This is a genomic window from Streptomyces sp. NPDC090022 (genome assembly GCF_044748145.1).
Lineage (GTDB): Bacteria > Actinomycetota > Actinomycetes > Streptomycetales > Streptomycetaceae > Streptomyces.
In genome coordinates this window covers 430,231-445,805 of sequence record NZ_JBIVFN010000003.1, presented here as the reverse complement: position 1 = coordinate 445,805, position 15,575 = coordinate 430,231, and the positions used below count along the sequence as shown (strand labels likewise).

Genomic DNA, 15,575 nt, shown 5'->3' with positions numbered 1-15,575 from the left:
CCTTCCGAGGGGTCGAGGGATGGGGCGGGTCAGCTGAGGGGCGCGGAGCCGGAGGATCCGCCGATGCGGTGGAGCGTGGCGAGGACGTCGTCGAGCCAGGCGATGGTCATGCGCTCGTAGGCGATGCCGCCGCGCAGGACCACGTGCTGCAGTTCCTGGCCGGCGTCGAGCGGGGCGGGGGCCCCGGGCCCGGTGAAGTCGCGGTCCTCCCCGGCCAGGTAGTGGGCGAGGCGGTCGCCGTGCGCCCGGCGGTGCCGTTCGACCTCGCGGACCAGGGCGGCCGGGTCGTCGAAGGCCGCTCCGCGGATCTTCACGGCGAGGTCGTGCCGCAGGCTCTCGGGTTCGATCGGCTCGTGCAGCCACCGCGCGAGGGCGGCGCGGCCGGGGGCGGCGACGGAGTACTCCTTCTTGTCCGGCCGGCCCTGCTGCGCCACCTCGCGGACGGCGAGCAGGCCGTCGCCCTCCATGCGCTTCAGGACGCGGTAGATCTGCTGGTGGGTGGCGGTCCAGAAGTAGCCGATGGACCGCTCGAAGCGCCGGGCCAGCTCATAGCCGGAGCCCGGCTTCTCCAGCAGCGAGACGAGGATCGCGTGTTCGAGCGCCATACCGGGAATCCTTCTATGCAACTCGTTGCATAGACAAGCGCCGGCGTCCGGGTGAGACGCGGCTCACCCGATGGGACAATGAGCCGGGAGCACTCCGCTCCCCACCGGGCCGGTCACGGAGGCCCCATGAGCGCAGGCGGCGCCTATCCCCCGATCGCGGACCACGGCCTGGTGGGCGATCTCCAGACGGCGGCACTGGTCTCCGGCGACGGGACCGTGGACTGGTGGTGCACGCCGCGGTTCGACTCGCCCAGTGTCTTCGGCTCGCTGCTGGACCACGCCCGGGGCGGCCACTGCCGCCTGACGGTCGACCGCGACCGGGTCACCGACGTGACGGTCAAGCAGCTCTACCTGGCGGACACCGCCCTGCTGGTGACCCGTTTCATGGCTCCGGACGGGGTCGGCGAGGTCGGGGACTTCATGATCCCCGAGGAGTCCGGCGAGCCCTCGGACCGGCACCGGCTGCACCGGACGGTACGGGTGGTGCGCGGCCGCCTGCCCTTCGTCCTGGAGTGCCGGCCCCGCTTCGACTACGGCCGGGCCCCGCACACGCTCACGCTGCTCGACGACCGGTCCGCCCTGCTGCGCGGCGGCGGGACGGACCTCTTCGTACGGGCGAGCGCGCCCCTCACCCTCGTCGCGGACGGGGCCGATGCCGTGGCGCGCTTCACGCTCTCGGCGGGCGAGATCGCCACCGTCGTCCTGACCTGCGACGCGAGCGGCGGCCCGGCCCCCGGTCCGCCGAGCCGGGAGAGCGCCCGTGCCGCCTTCGACGACTGCCGGTCCTTCTGGGCCCGCTGGCTGCGCCCCTGCACCTACCGGGGCCGGTGGCAGCAGATGGTCAACCGCTCCGCGATCACGCTGAAGCTGCTGACGTACGCCCCCACCGGGGCGCCGGTCGCCGCGGCGACGGCCGGGCTGCCCGAGCTCGTCGGCGGGGAGCGCAACTGGGACTACCGCTACACCTGGATCAGGGACGCCTCCCTCTCGGTGCGCGCACTGCTCACCCTCGGCTTCGTGCCCGAGGCACTGGCGTTCCGCCACTGGGTCCGCGGCCGCTTCGAAGAGGGCGACTTCGCCTCCGGCCGGCCGCTGCAGATCATGTACCGGGTGGACGGCGATCCCCACCTGCCCGAGGAGGTCCTCGGCCACTGGGAGGGCTACCGGGGGTCGGCGCCCGTCCGGATCGGCAACGCGGCGGCCGACCAGCTCCAGCTGGACATCTACGGCGAGGCGGTCTACGCCTTCGCCGCGGGCGGCGGCGGAGGCGCCCTGCACGGCTGGCAGGCGTTCGCCTCCGTCCTGGACTGGTTCACCGAGCACTGGGACGAGCCGGACGAGGGGATCTGGGAGACCCGCGGCGGCCGCCAGGACTTCACCTTCAGCCGTCTGATGTCGTGGGTCGCCTTCGACCGGGGCATCCGGATGGCGCGGACCCACTCCCGCCCCGCCGACCTCGCGCGCTGGACGGCGGCCCGCGACGCGGTCTTCACACAGATCGTGGAGCGCGGCTGGAGCCCGCGGCGCCAGGCCTTCGTCCAGCACTACGGGTCCGACGTGCTGGACGCCTCGCTGCTGCTCATGCCGAAGGTGGGGTTCCTGGCGCCGACCGACCCGGCGTGGCTGTCCACGCTCGACGCGATGGACCGGGAACTGGTCAGCGACAGCCTCGTCCACCGCTACGACCCCGCGGCCTCGCCGGACGGCCTGCTCGGCCGCGAGGGCACCTTCAACCTGTGCAGCTTCCTGTACGTCGAGGCGCTGGCCCGCGCCGGGCGGCTGGAGCAGGCGCGCTACGCGTTCGACAAGATGCTGACGTACGCCAACCACGTCGGCCTCTTCGCCGAGGAGACCGGCCCCTCGGGCGAGCAGCTGGGCAATTTCCCGCAGGCGCTCACGCACCTGGCCCTCATCGACGCCGCCCTGGCCCTCGACGAGGAACTGGACCGCCGCCCCGGCTGACCCGCCGCGGGGCGGGCGCCGGGGCGGGCACCCGGGAACGGCGCGCTACCGGCAGGCCGGGCACAGCCCCCGGTAGGTGACCTCGGCCTTCGCCACCGTGAAACCGAAGCGCTCCGCCGCCGGGAGGTCGGCGAGCAGGTCGCCGGCGGTGCGGACGTCCCGGATGGTGCCGCAGCCGGAGCAGACCAGGTGATGGTGCGGCCGGTGCCCGTTGGGGTCGTAGCGCTTGGCGCGGCCGTCGGTGGACAGCTCCACGACCTCGCCGAGCAGCACGAGCTCGCCCAGGGCGTTGTAGACGGTCGCCCGGGAGATCTCCGGCAGCCGCTCCGCGGCCCGGGCGTGCACCTCGTCGGCCGTGAGGTGCACGTGGTCGCCGTCGAGCACCTCCGCCACGACGCGCCGCTGGGAGGTCATCCTCCAGCCACGCGCCCTCAGCCGCTCCAGCAGGTCACTCATATCGGTCCACCTAGTCTGGCGTTCTTCTTGACTTGGACTCTGTCCATCGTAGGATCGGTTCTGCTGGTAGCCAAGGACCAAGGAAGACTTCAGCGAGCGCGGTACCGCCCAAGCGGTGGCGCAGGAGGCTGAAGACGTGACGGACAGGACTCCCCATGTCTGAGAACCATGACGCAAACGTCGTAGACGCGAAGGCGGAGGGTGGGGGCGGCTGCCCCGTCGCGCACGGGCGCGCCGCACACCCGACGCAGGGCGGCGGAAACCGCCAGTGGTGGCCGGAGCGGCTCAACCTCAAGATCCTCGCCAAGAATCCCGCCGTGGCCAATCCCCTCGGCGAGGAGTTCGACTACGCCGAGGCCTTCAAGGGCCTCGACCTCGCGGCGGTGAAGCGGGACATAGCCGAGGTGCTGACCACCTCGCAGGACTGGTGGCCGGCCGACTTCGGCAACTACGGCCCGCTGATGGTCCGCATGGCCTGGCACAGCGCCGGCACGTACCGCATCAGCGACGGCCGCGGTGGCGCGGGCGCCGGTCAGCAGCGCTTCGCCCCGCTGAACAGCTGGCCGGACAACGGCAACCTGGACAAGGCCCGCCGTCTGCTGTGGCCGGTCAAGAAGAAGTACGGCCAGGCGATCTCCTGGGCCGACCTCATGATCCTCACCGGCAACGTCGCCCTGGAGACGATGGGCTTCAAGACCTTCGGCTTCGCCGGCGGCCGCCCGGACGTCTGGGAGTCGGAGGAGGACGTCTACTGGGGCCCGGAGACCACCTGGCTCGGCGACGAGCGCTACACCGGTGACCGCGAGCTGGAGAGCCCGCTCGGCGCGGTCCAGATGGGTCTGATCTACGTCAACCCGGAGGGCCCGAACGGCAACCCGGACCCGGTCGCCGCGGCCCGCGACATCCGCGAGACGTTCCGCCGGATGGCGATGAACGACGAGGAGACCGTCGCCCTGATCGCCGGCGGCCACACCTTCGGCAAGACCCACGGCGCGGGCCCGGCCGACCACGTGGGCGCCGACCCCGAGGCCGCCCCGATCGAGGCGCAGGGCCTGGGCTGGGCCAGCACGTACGGCACCGGCAAGGGCGGGGACGCGATCACCAGCGGCCTCGAGGTCACCTGGACCAGCACCCCGACAGCCTGGGGCAACGAGTTCTTCAAGAACCTCTTCGAGTACGAGTACGAGCTCACGCGGAGCCCGGCCGGCGCCCACCAGTGGGTCGCGAAGAACGCCGAGGCGACCATCCCCGACGCGCACGACGCGTCGAAGAAGCACCTTCCGATGATGCTCACCACCGACCTGTCGCTGCGCTTCGACCCGGTCTACGAGCAGATCTCGCGCCGCTTCTACGAGAACCCCGACCAGTTCGCGGACGCCTTCGCCCGCGCCTGGTACAAGCTGACCCACCGCGACATGGGCCCGGTGGTGCGCTACCTCGGCGCCGAGGTCCCCTCCGAGGTGCTGCTGTGGCAGGACCCGCTGCCGGCGCGCGAGGGCGAGCTCCTCGACGCCGCGGACGTCGCCGCGCTCAAGGAGCGGGTGCTGGCCACCGACCTCACCGTCGCCCAGCTGGTCTCGGCGGCCTGGGCCTCGGCCTCGTCCTTCCGCGGCAGCGACAAGCGCGGCGGCGCCAACGGCGCCCGGGTCCGCCTGGAGCCGCAGCGCGGCTGGGAGGTCAACAACCCCGACCAGCTGGCGCAGGTGCTCCGTACGCTGGAGGGCGTCCAGGAGGCGTTCAACGCCCAGGGCGGCAAGCAGGTCTCGCTGGCCGACCTGATCGTGCTGGCGGGCGGCGCGGCCGTCGAGCAGGCCGCGAAGGACGGCGGCTTCGAGGTCGAGGTGCCGTTCACCCCGGGCCGCGTGGACGCCGCGCAGGACCAGACGGACGTCGAGTCCTTCGCCGCGCTGGAGCCGGCCGCGGACGGCTTCCGCAACTACGTCGGCAAGGGCAACCGCCTGCCGGCCGAGTACCTGCTGCTCGACAAGGCGAACCTGCTCACCCTGAGCGCCCCCGAGCTGACCGTGCTCGTCGGCGGCCTGCGCGTCCTGGGCGCCAACCACGGCCAGTCCAAGCACGGTGTCCTCACGGACCGTCCGGGCACGCTGACCAACGACTTCTTCGTCAACCTGCTCGACCTGGGCACGACCTGGAAGTCCACGTCCTCGGCGCAGGACGAGTTCGAGGCCCGCGACGACGCCACGGGCGCCGTGAAGTGGACCGGCACCCGTGCCGACCTGGTCTTCGGCTCGAACTCCGAGCTGCGCGCGCTCGCGGAGGTCTACGCGAGCGACGACGCGAAGGAGAAGTTCGTGACGGACTTCGTCGCCGCGTGGGCCAAGGTGATGGACCTGGACCGCTTCGACCTCGTCTGATCGCACCGCTCGCAGGTACCGCAGCCCGCCTCCACGAGGCGGGCTGCGGTGCGTCCGGGCCGCACACAGGGCCGCGGACGCAGCCGCGGAGGGCACGAACGGGGCCGGGAAGCGGCCCGGCCGCTCGCGGGATGCTCGAGCTTCGTCATGTCACCTCATACGTTTCGGCCGAGGATCGCGGGCGCCCCGGCGCCCCGGAGCCGCCCGCGCCGGACGCCGGGGCGGTGGCCGCGGGCCGTCCGGCGCGGCCCCTCCCCCGGCCCCCGCGCCGCCCCCGCGGCGGGCCACGGCGACCGCCGGAGCCGCCGTGAGCTGCACCGGGACCCGACCGCGCGCTTCCCGGCAGGCGGGCCGGGCGCCGGCCCCGCTCCGGGCGGACGGGAGGAGCGGCGTCCACCTCCGTCACGGCCGTACCGGGGGAACGCCCGCCGGGGCGCGCCGAGCGCGGTGCGGCGCGCGACCGAAAGCCGCTCCTCGCGCCCGGAGCCCGTGAACCACACCAAAGATCACTTCCGTGCCCTCCCTACACATCCGGTGCACATCTGGTGAACATCCGGTGATGGAGGAGGGGCGCGATGAGGAACGGAACGGCCCGGGCGGTAGTGGGCCCGGCGGCGCTGATCGTGCTCGGCCTCACGGCCGGACCGGCCGCGGCGCACGGCGCGGCGTGGACCCCGGTCAGCCGCAGCGTCGCCTGCACGCCCGACAGCGGCCGCTACCTCGGCTCGCCGGCCTGTGACGCGGCGCTGGCCGCGAGCCCCGGCGGGGCACTGGCCGACTGGGACAACGTCCGGCTCAAGGACGTCGACGGGCGGGACCGGGACCGGGTTCCCGACGGCAAGGTGTGCAGCGCGGGCCTCGCCCGGTTCCGGGGGCTGGACCTGCCCCGGGACGACTGGCCGGTCACCCAGCTGACCGCCGGCGCCCCGTTCACCTTCCGGTACCGCTCCTCCATCCCGCACGCGGGCCGCTTCGAGCTGTACGTGACCAGGAGCGGCTACGACCCCGGGCAGCCGCTGAAATGGTCCGACCTCGAACCGCAGCCGTTCCTGACGGTCACCGACCCGCCCCTGGTGGAGAACACGTACACCTTCACCGGGCAGCTCCCCACCGGCCGGACCGGACGGCACCTGATCCTGACCGTCTGGCGCAACACCCGGCTGCCGGACACCTACTACTCCTGCGCCGACGTGCACTTCCCCGCGGACCCGGGCACCGCACCCGCCCCGCCGGCGGGCGAGGGGGCCCAGCCGGCGCGGGCGGCGCAGGCCGCCGCCGAGGCCGGCGCCGGTGCGGGCGCTCCGATCTCCCTGGCGTCCGCCGCCCGCACCCCGGGCAGGGGCACGAACGGCGCGGCCGTCGCCGGCGCCTCGCTGGCGATCGTCTCGCTCACCTCGTTCCTGCTGCTGGTGTTCTGGGTCCGGCGGGTGAAGCGGTGCTGACACCCCCGCCCCAGCCCCCACCCCGGAAGGAGGAGCGCGCGATGGCCGTTCCCGACCCCCAGCCCCCGCAGGATCCGGACAAGGCCTACGCCGAGCTGCTCCAGGAGGTGCGTGTCGCCCAGACGGGCGTGCAGATCCTGCTCGGGTTCCTGATGACCTTCGCCTTCAGCCCCCGGTTCGCCTCGCTCACCTCGCTGCAGAGCAACCAGTACGTGCTGACGCTGGTCGTCGCGTTCGGCGCCGCCGCCTTCCTCACCGCACCGGCCCCCTTCCACCGGGTGGTCTTCCGGCGCGGAATGCGCGGCCGCCTGATCGTCGTCTCCAACCGGCTCGCCCTGATCGGGCTGGTCCTGCTGATGCTGGCGATGAGCAGCGCGCTGCTGCTCGTCGTCACCATGGTGCTGGGTCCCGGCAGTTCGGCGCTGATCGCCTCGTGCGTCTTCAGCGGCATCGTGTGGCTGTGGTTCGGCATGCCCATGTGGCACCGGCTGCGCCACGACCGCGACCGCGCCCGCGGCCCCGGAGGCATCTGACGGCACGTCGGACCGGGGTTGCGGGCCGGGCGGGGGTGAAGATGGCGGGGCCGGGCCGCGAGGCGGCGCAGCGCGACGAGCCGAGGGATGCCCCGTGGACCTGTTCCCCGCGATTCCACTGACGCAGTGGCACGACACCAAGGAGACGCTGCACCGGTTCACGCAGGTCGTCGGCAAGATCCGGCTGGCGAACAGCCCGCGGCGCAACCACTGGTGGAACGTGGCGTTCCATGTCACGGGGCGGGGGATCACGAGCCGCCCGATGGGCGGCACCGGCGGCCTGCCGGTCTTCACGGTGGACTTCGATTTCGTCGAGCACCGGCTGGTGGTGTCCGTGCTCGACGGCCGGACCACGTCCTTCCCGCTCGCCGGGCACAGCGTGGCGTCGTTCCACCGGGCGGCCCTCGACGCGCTGGCCAGGGTCGGCGTGACCGTGACCCTCGCGATTCCGCGCCCGTACGGCCTGCCCGACACGGACCGGCCGTTCGAGCAGGACACCGAGCACGCCGCGTACGACCCGTTCTGGGTCAACCGCCACTGGCAGGTGCTGACCCGGGTCGCCCTGGTGCTGGAGGAGTTCTCCGCCGGGTTCTGCGGGAAGATCAGCCCGGTGCACCTGTTCTGGCACTCCTACGACATCGCCGTCACCCGGTTCTCCGACCGCCGGGTCGAGCTCGGGGCGGAGGTCGACCCGGTGACCCGGGAGGCGTACTCGCGCGAGGTCGTCGCTTGCGGCTTCTGGTTCGGCGACGACGCCTTCCCCCGGCCCGCCTTCTACTCCTACGCCGCGCCGGAGCCCGAGGGCCTGGCCGGGCTGCCGCTGGACCACGAGGCGGCGCGCTGGATCTCCCGGGGCCCGGCCCGCCTGGCCGTGCTGGACTACGACGACGTCCGGGAGGGCCCGGACCCCCGCGCGGCCGTCCTCGGCTTCTACGCGTCGGTGTACCGGTCGGCGGCCGGCCTCATGGGCTGGGACGCCGAGCGCCTCGCCTCCCCCGGCGGTGTCACCGACCCCCTCCTGGCTTGAGCCGGCGGGCCGGGCCGGTCAGTGGATCCAGTGGGCCCGCTGATCGGTCAGCTCGTACCGGGCGCCGACGACCGCGAGCGTGCCCGCCGTGATCCGGGCGGCGAAGGCCGGCTCCCCCGCCAGCCGGGAGCGCACCCGGCGTACGTGCGCGGTGACCGTCGCGTCGTTGCGCGCGTCCCCCCGCAGCCGGTGGTCGATCGCGGGGCGGATCTGGTCGGTGAGGTAGCGCAGCGGGCCGGGCAGCGGATCCCCGGCCACCTCGGCGCGGACCGCCGCGGCGACGGCGCCGCAGGACTGGTGGCCCAGCACCACGACCAGCGGGATCCCCACCTCCAGCACCCCGTACGCGACGCTCCCCAGCACCGCCTGGTCCAGCACCTGGCCCGCCGAGCGCACCGTCATGAGGTCGCCGAGTCCCTGGTCGAAGACCAGCTCGGGCGGGACCCGGGAATCGATGCAGCCCAGGACCACGGCGAAGGGGTGCTGACCGGTGAGCAGCTCCCGGCGGACGGTCAGCGTCTCGTCGGGATGCTTCTCGTGCAGGGTGCGCCAGCGCCGGTTGCCCCGCTCCAGCTCCCGCAGCGCCGCCCCGGGCGTGGCCGGGCGGACCCGCGGGCCGGCGAGGCGGGCGGGCGGCGCGGCCCCGGAGGCGCCGAAGGCCAGGGCGGCGCCGAGGGCCACCGTGCCCGTCAGAGCGCCCCGGACCAGCCGGCGCCGGCCCGGGCCCGGTCCGCCCCGTCCCCCGTACCGTCCGCCGTCCCGTCCGCCGTCACGACCCTGCGCATCGAGCGTCATGCGGCACCACGCTAAGCCTCCCGGCGTCGGGGCGGCGCGTGCCGGACCGGCATGACCCACCCTTGGAACAATCTTGAACAAACCACCGCAATCGCCCTCCCGCACACCGTACGTTCCACGCCACACCCACCAGGCTTCAATCAGAAAATTCTTGATGACGTACTAGACTGACAGGTTGTTCGGCGCTGGAATCGGAACAACCCGGGCAAACCTGGGCTCCCTCCGGCGACCCGGAACTTTCCGGGAACGAGACGCGAGGGCCGATGGCAGCCACACCTGAGCGCGGTGATCTGACCCTGCTCGACGACGGGGACACGCACACGGAGCCCGAAAGGTCCTCTGCGTCCGAAAAGCCGGAAGAGTCCGGGAAGTTCGCCCGGTTCTCCGCCGGCCCCGCCGCTCCGGCCCGCACCCTGGTCGACATCCTCGACGCCTCCGTACGGGCGTACCCCGACGAGCTCGCCCTCGACGACGGCGCCGCGCAGCTGACCTACCGGGCGCTGGCCGCCGAGGTCGAGCGCCGCCGGCGCGCCCTGGCGGCCGCCGGGGTGGGTCTCGGCGACCGGGTCGGCGTCCGCGTGGCGTCGGGCACCAACGAGCTGTACGTCGCCGTCCTCGCCGTCCTGGCCGCCGGCGCGGCCTATGTGCCCGTCGACGCCGAGGACCCCGACGAGCGGGCCGAGCTGGTCTTCGGGGAGGCCGGGGTACGGGCGGTCGTCGGCGCCGGCGGGCGCATCGACGCCGCCGGCCGCGCGGACGCGACGGTGGCCGCCGCCCGGCCCGGCCCCGAACACGACGCGTGGATCATCTTCACCTCCGGCTCCACCGGCAAGCCCAAGGGCGTCGCCGTCAGCCACCGCAGCGCCGCCGCGTTCGTGGACGCCGAGGCCGCGCTCTTCCTCACCGAGGAGCCCATCGGCCCCGGCGACCGGGTGATGGCGGGCCTGTCCGTCGCCTTCGACGCCTCCTGCGAGGAGATGTGGCTGGCCTGGCGCTACGGCGCCTGCCTGGTGCCCGTCCCCCGCTCCCAGGTGCGCAGCGGCGCCGACCTCGGCCCCTGGCTGGTGGAGCAGGAGATCACCGTGGTCTCCACGGTCCCGACCCTGGCCGCGCTGTGGGAGCCCGAGACCCTCGACGAGGTCCGGCTGCTGATCTTCGGCGGCGAGGCCTGCCCGCCCGAGCTGACCCAGCGCCTGGTCACCGAGGGCCGCGAGGTCTGGAACACGTACGGCCCCACCGAGGCCACCGTGGTCGCCTGCGCCTCCCTGCTGACCGGCGAGGAGCCGATCCGGATCGGCCTCCCGCTGAACGGCTGGGAGCTGGTCGTGGTCGACGAGTCCGGCGAGCCGGTCCCGATGGGCGGCAGCGGCCAGCTGGTGATCGGCGGCGTCGGCCTGGCCCGCTACCTCGATCCGGCGAAGGACGCCGAGAAGTACGCCCCGCTGGAGTCCCTCGGCTGGGAGCGCGCCTACCGCAGCGGCGACCTCGTCCGCGCGGAGCCGGAGGGCCTGGTCTTCCTCGGCCGCGGCGACGAGCAGATCAAGCTCGGCGGCCGGCGCATCGAGCTGGGCGAGGTCGACGCCGCCCTCCAGGCCCTGCCGGCCGTCGCCGGCGCGGCAGCGGCCGTCCGCACCGCCCGCAGCGGCAACCAGCTGCTCGTCGGCTACCTGGTCACCCAGGACGGCTGGGACCACGCGGCGGCCACCCGGCGGCTGCGCGCCGAGCTGCCCGCGGCCCTCGTCCCGCTGCTCGCGCCGGTCGAGGAGCTGCCGACCCGCACCTCCGGCAAGGTGGACCGGGACGCGCTGCCCTGGCCGCTGCCCGAACTGGAGAGCACCGGGCCCGCCGAACAGCTCTACGGCACCGAGGCCTGGCTCGCCGAGCAGTGGAGCGAGACGCTCGGTGTCGCCGTCACCGGCGCTGCCGACGACTTCTTCGCCATCGGCGGCAACAGCCTGGCCGCCGCCCGGCTGACCACCCGCCTGCGCACCCGCTACCCGAGCGCGGCCGTCCTCGACATCTACCAGCAGCCGGTCCTGCGCAAGCTGGCCCGCCGCCTGGAGAAGTCCGTCCAGGACGACGACGCGTCCCGTGTCGTCGCGCCGGTCCCCACGCGCGCCAAGGTGGTGCAGTCGCTCCTGCTGCTGCCCCTGTTCACCCTGGTGGGCGTGCGCTGGGCCGTGGCGCTGCTGGCCCTGGGCAACGCGCTGCGCTGGTTCGGGGCGTACCCGTGGGCGCCGACCGCCTCCTGGTGGGTGGTGGCCCCCGCCGCGGCGCTGCTCTACAGCCCGCCGGGCCGGCTCGCGATCGCGGCGGGCGGCGCCCGTCTGCTGCTGCGCGGGGTGAAGGCCGGGCGGTACCCGCGCGGCGGCGGCGTCCACCTGAGGCTGTGGACGGCCGAGCGGCTGGCCGAGTACGCCGGCGCGACCTCCCTGACCGGTTCCTGGCTGGAGCGGTACGCGCGGGCGCTGGGCGCCAAGGTCGGCCCCGAGGTGGACCTGCACGCGATGCCGCCGGTGACGGGCCTGCTCAAGCTCGGCCGCGGCTGCGCCGTGGAGTCCGAGGTGGACCTGTCCGGGTACTGGCTCGACGGGGACCGGCTGGAGATCGGCGCGGTCAAGGTCGGTGCGGGCGCGGTCGTCGGCACCCGCAGCATGCTCTTCCCCGGTGCCCGGGTCGGCAAGCGGGCCGAGGTGGCCCCCGGCTCCGCCGTGGTCGGCCAGATCCCCACCGGCCAGCGCTGGGGCGGCGCGCCCGCGGTCAAGCTGGGCCGGGCCAAGCACAACTGGCCCAAGGAACGCCCGCCGCGCGGGCTGTTCTGGCGGGCCGCCTACGGGGCGGCCGGCTTCGGCCTCACGGCCCTGCCCGTGCTCGCCACCGCGCCCGCCCTGCTGGTGCTGAGCGCCTTCGTGCCCGCCGGCGCCGGACTCGGCGAGGCGCTGCGCGGAGCCCTGCTCGCCGTGGTGCCCGGGGCGCTCGCCTTCGGGTTCGCGTACGCGGCGCTGCTGCTGGTGTCCGTACGGCTGCTCAGCCTCGGCCTGCGCACGGGCATCCATCCCACGCACAGCAGGACCGGCTGGCAGGCCTGGACGGTCACCCAGCTGATGGACCTGTCCCGGGCGACCCTCTTCCCGCTGTACGCCGGGCTGATCACCCCGGTGTGGCTGCGCATGCTCGGCATGAAGATCGGCCGGGGGGCGGAGGTGTCCACCGTGCTCGCGCTGCCGAGCCTGACCACGGTGGGCGAGGGCGCGTTCCTCGCCGACGACACCTTGACCGCGCCGTACGAGCTGGGCGGCGGCTGGATACGGATCGGGCACTCCGAGATCGGCCGCCGGGCGTTCCTCGGCAACTCCGGCATGACCGCCCCGGGCCGCAGCGTGCCGGACGACGGGCTGGTGGGCGTGCTGTCGGCGACCCCGAAGAAGGCCAAGAAGGGCAGCTCGTACCTGGGTCTGCCGCCGGTGAAGCTGCCGCGGTCGGCCGCGGCCGCCGACAGCAGCCGTACGTACGACCCGCCCGCGCGGCTGCTGTGGGCGCGCGGCCTGGTGGAGCTGTGCCGGCTGGTGCCGGTGTTCTGTTCGGCCGCGCTGGCCGTGCTGACCGTGGCGGCGCTGTGCGCGCTCGCCGCGACCGGTGTGGGGGCCTGGGGTGCGGCGCTGCTGTCCGGAGCGGTGCTGCTGGCCGCCGGGCTGGCCGCGTGCGCGGTGTCCGTGACCGCGAAGTGGCTGCTGGTGGGCCGGCACCGCACGGGCGAGCACCCGCTGTGGAGCGGCTTCGTGTGGCGCAACGAGCTCGCCGACACGTTCGTGGAGGTGCTGGCCGTGCCGTGGCTGGCCGGATCCGTACCCGGTACGCCGCTGCTGAACCTGTGGCTGCGCGGGCTCGGCGCCCGGATCGGCCGGGGCGTGTGGTGCGAGAGCTACTGGCTGCCCGAGACGGACCTGGTGGTGCTGGGCGACGCGGTCAGCGTGAACCGCGGCTGCGTGTTGCAGACGCACCTCTTCCACGACCGGATCTTGAGGACGGATACTGTGGTCCTCCGTGAGGGCGCCACCTTGGGCCCGGGCGGAATCGTCCTGCCCGGGAGTACGGTCGGTGCCCACAGCACGCTGGGTCCCGCCTCGCTGGTGATGGCCGGGGAATCCGTCCCCGCCGACACCCGTTGGCTGGGCAACCCGATCGAGGCGTGGCGGACCTGAGAGGGTCCGGGCAGAGCACTGTGCAGGGAGCGGAAGCGGCAATGAGCGGCCAGAGGACAGCGGTGTCGGACCCGTACTTTCCGGCCAACGGCGATCCCCGTTACCGCGTGCACCGGTACGAGCTCGCCCTGGACTACCGTCCCGGCCCCAACCGGCTGGCCGGGACGGCCCGGCTCAGCGCGATCGCCGGGCGGGCGCCGCTCACCGAGTTCCACCTGAACCTGGCGGAGTTCAAGATAGGCCGGGTACTGGTGAACGGCCGGGCCCCGCGGTACACCCACCGGGGCGGCAAGCTGCGCGTCCAGCCGGTCAAGCCGCTGCCCGCGGGCGCCGCCTTCACGGTGGAGGTGCACTGGGCGGGCAATCCGAAGCCGGTGCGCAGTCCCTGGGGCGGCCTCGGCTGGGAGGAGCTGACCGACGGCGCGCTGGTGGCCAGCCAGCCGGTCGGTGCGCCCTCCTGGTACCCGTGCAACGACCGGCCGGCCGACAAGGCCTCGTACCAGATCTCGGTCAACACCCCGTCCGCGTACACGGTGGTCGCCGGCGGCCGGCTGCTGACCCGGACGACGAAGGCCAGCACCACCACGTGGGTGTACGAGCAGCCGGCGCCGACGTCCAGCTATCTGGTGGGCCTGTCGATCGGCGTGCACCAGACGGTGCTGCTCGGCGATCCCGGGCTGGGCGGCGTACCCATGAGCGCCCACGTGCCGGCGCACCTGCTGCCGCAGTTCTCCCGCGACTTCGCCCGGCAGCCCGCCATGATGCAGCTGTTCGAGGACCTGTTCGGGCCCTACCCCTTCGGGGAGTACGCGGTGGTCGTCGCCGACGAGGAGCTGGACGTGCCGGTGGAGGCCCAGGGCCTGTCGCTGTTCGGCACCAACCACGTCGACGGCGCGCGCGGCTCCGAGCGCCTGGTCGCCCACGAGCTGGCGCACCAGTGGTTCGGCAACAGCGTGACCATCGCCGACTGGCGGCACATCTGGCTCAACGAGGGCTTCGCGAAGTACGCGGAATGGCTCTGGTCGGAGCGTTCGGGGGGCCGCACCGCGCACGCGCTGGCGGCGGCCGCGCACCGGCTGCTGGCGTCGCTGCCGCAGGACCTGACCCTGGTCGACCCGGGCCGCAAGCTGATGTTCGACGACCGGCTCTACCAGCGCGGCGGCCTCGCCGTGCACGCGATCCGCTGCGCGCTGGGGGACCCGGCGTTCTTCCGCATGCTGCGCGACTGGACGACGGTGCACCGGCACGGGGTGGTGACCACGATGGCCTTCCTCAGCCATGTGGCGCGCTACGCGACGGAGCCGGTGGAGGAGCTGTTCTCGGCCTGGCTGTACGAGCCGGCCCTGCCGCCGCTGCCCGCGCCGCCGGTCCGCCCGCCCGAGCCGATGACCCCGGCCCGCCCCGCGTACCCGCCCACCAACGGCGGAGCGCCGGCCCACGGCCGCCACTCGGCCTGACGCGCGCGTTCGGCGGCGCGTGCGCCGGGTAGGCGCGCCACGTGAGCTACGTGCACAAGGGCGCGTCCTGCACCCGTGACGAGCGCTGCCTGACCACCCGGATCACGGCGGACGGCCGCGAGGGTCGACCACATCGAGCGGCACTACTTCACGGTGCACGACGACATCGATCCGACCGGGATCGTGCCCCTCGGCCCGGACCTCTCGGACTGGCTCGCGCCGCACGGCCGGGCGGCGCTGGGCGGCCGGCCGTGCGGCGGCGGCACACCGCCGGGCCCGGTCGCGCCGCCGGAGGTGGTGCCGACCGGGCATGGGCCGGAGGTTTACGCCGGGGCGAAGTGGCCAGACGCACGGTGCACGAGGTTCTCCGGAAGCTGAGGAGTGGTGACCGTGTCGGGCAAGGAGAAGACCAAGGCCAAGGCCGAGCAGGTCAGGGGCAAGGCCAAGGAGGCGGCCGGCCGGGTGGTCGGCAACGAGAGCCTGACGGCGAAGGGCCGCGCCGAACAGGTCAAGGGCGACGCACGCCAGGCCAAGGAGAAGACCAAGGACATGTTCAAGCACTGACACCGCGGCTCGTACGGCTGAAAAGCGGCGGCCGGCGGGGGGGGGGGGCCCCCCCCCCCCCGGGGGGGGCCCCCCCCCCCCCGGCCCGCGGGGCCCCCCCGCCCCCGGCCCCCCCGGCGGCCCCGGCCCCCCCCCCCCCCACCACGCCCGGGGCCCC

General features: G+C 74.0%; 11 protein-coding genes and 1 pseudogene. 9 read left to right on the top strand and 3 right to left on the bottom strand.

What is annotated here, in order from left to right; genetic code table 11:
• Positions 1-29 precede the first annotated feature (29 nt).
• Positions 30-605, bottom strand: a complete 576-nt coding sequence (locus ACIPXB_RS09875; RefSeq protein WP_401446912.1) for a PadR family transcriptional regulator — start codon at positions 603-605, stop codon at positions 30-32.
• 126 nt (positions 606-731) lie between these two features.
• On the opposite strand from ACIPXB_RS09875, the gene ACIPXB_RS09870 reads away from it, so the two are divergent.
• The gene (locus tag ACIPXB_RS09870; protein WP_401446910.1) at positions 732-2,567 is read left to right on the top strand and encodes a glycoside hydrolase family 15 protein; all 1,836 of its coding nucleotides are present in this window, start codon (positions 732-734) and stop codon (positions 2,565-2,567) included.
• A 45-nt stretch (positions 2,568-2,612) separates the two neighbouring features.
• On the opposite strand, the gene ACIPXB_RS09865 is transcribed toward ACIPXB_RS09870, so the two are convergent.
• Positions 2,613-3,023: a Fur family transcriptional regulator gene (locus tag ACIPXB_RS09865; protein ID WP_401446908.1), complete on the bottom strand. Its 411-nt coding sequence runs from the start codon at positions 3,021-3,023 to the stop codon at positions 2,613-2,615.
• Positions 3,024-3,178: 155 nt separating this feature from the next.
• Between ACIPXB_RS09865 and katG the strand changes: the two genes are divergently transcribed.
• The 4 genes from katG to ACIPXB_RS09845 all read left to right on the top strand — a co-directional run bounded on the left by katG (position 3,179) and on the right by ACIPXB_RS09845 (position 8,400).
• Complete coding sequence (katG, locus tag ACIPXB_RS09860) at positions 3,179-5,398, top strand: catalase/peroxidase HPI (RefSeq protein ID WP_401446905.1); 2,220 nt, start codon at positions 3,179-3,181, stop codon at positions 5,396-5,398.
• Positions 5,399-5,973: 575 nt separating this feature from the next.
• Positions 5,974-6,840 (top strand): lytic polysaccharide monooxygenase, encoded by an 867-nt coding sequence (locus ACIPXB_RS09855; RefSeq protein ID WP_401446903.1) that lies wholly within the window; start codon positions 5,974-5,976, stop codon positions 6,838-6,840.
• A 41-nt stretch (positions 6,841-6,881) separates the two neighbouring features.
• Positions 6,882-7,373, top strand: a complete 492-nt coding sequence (locus ACIPXB_RS09850; protein WP_401446900.1) for a DUF6328 family protein — start codon at positions 6,882-6,884, stop codon at positions 7,371-7,373.
• 94 nt (positions 7,374-7,467) lie between these two features.
• On the top strand, positions 7,468-8,400 hold the full coding sequence (locus ACIPXB_RS09845) for a DUF5996 family protein (protein ID WP_401446898.1): 933 nt from the start codon (positions 7,468-7,470) through the stop codon (positions 8,398-8,400).
• An 18-nt stretch (positions 8,401-8,418) separates the two neighbouring features.
• Here ACIPXB_RS09845 and ACIPXB_RS09840 read toward each other — a convergent pair whose 3' ends face one another.
• Complete coding sequence (locus ACIPXB_RS09840; RefSeq protein WP_401446896.1) at positions 8,419-9,195, bottom strand: carbonic anhydrase; 777 nt, start codon at positions 9,193-9,195, stop codon at positions 8,419-8,421.
• A 263-nt stretch (positions 9,196-9,458) separates the two neighbouring features.
• Between ACIPXB_RS09840 and ACIPXB_RS09835 the strand changes: the two genes are divergently transcribed.
• The 4 genes and pseudogenes from ACIPXB_RS09835 (at position 9,459) to ACIPXB_RS09820 (ending at position 15,418) form a co-directional block, all read left to right on the top strand.
• Positions 9,459-13,397, top strand: coding sequence for a Pls/PosA family non-ribosomal peptide synthetase (locus ACIPXB_RS09835; RefSeq protein WP_401446894.1), 3,939 nt, complete (start codon positions 9,459-9,461; stop codon positions 13,395-13,397).
• A 41-nt stretch (positions 13,398-13,438) separates the two neighbouring features.
• Complete coding sequence (locus ACIPXB_RS09830) at positions 13,439-14,854, top strand: M1 family metallopeptidase (protein ID WP_401446891.1); 1,416 nt, start codon at positions 13,439-13,441, stop codon at positions 14,852-14,854.
• A gap of 126 nt (positions 14,855-14,980) precedes the next feature.
• A pseudogene (locus ACIPXB_RS09825) lies at positions 14,981-15,232 on the top strand (hypothetical protein); the annotation flags it as partial.
• A 12-nt stretch (positions 15,233-15,244) separates the two neighbouring features.
• Positions 15,245-15,418, top strand: coding sequence for a CsbD family protein (locus tag ACIPXB_RS09820; RefSeq protein ID WP_401446889.1), 174 nt, complete (start codon positions 15,245-15,247; stop codon positions 15,416-15,418).
• The last annotated feature ends 157 nt before the right edge of the window (positions 15,419-15,575 follow it).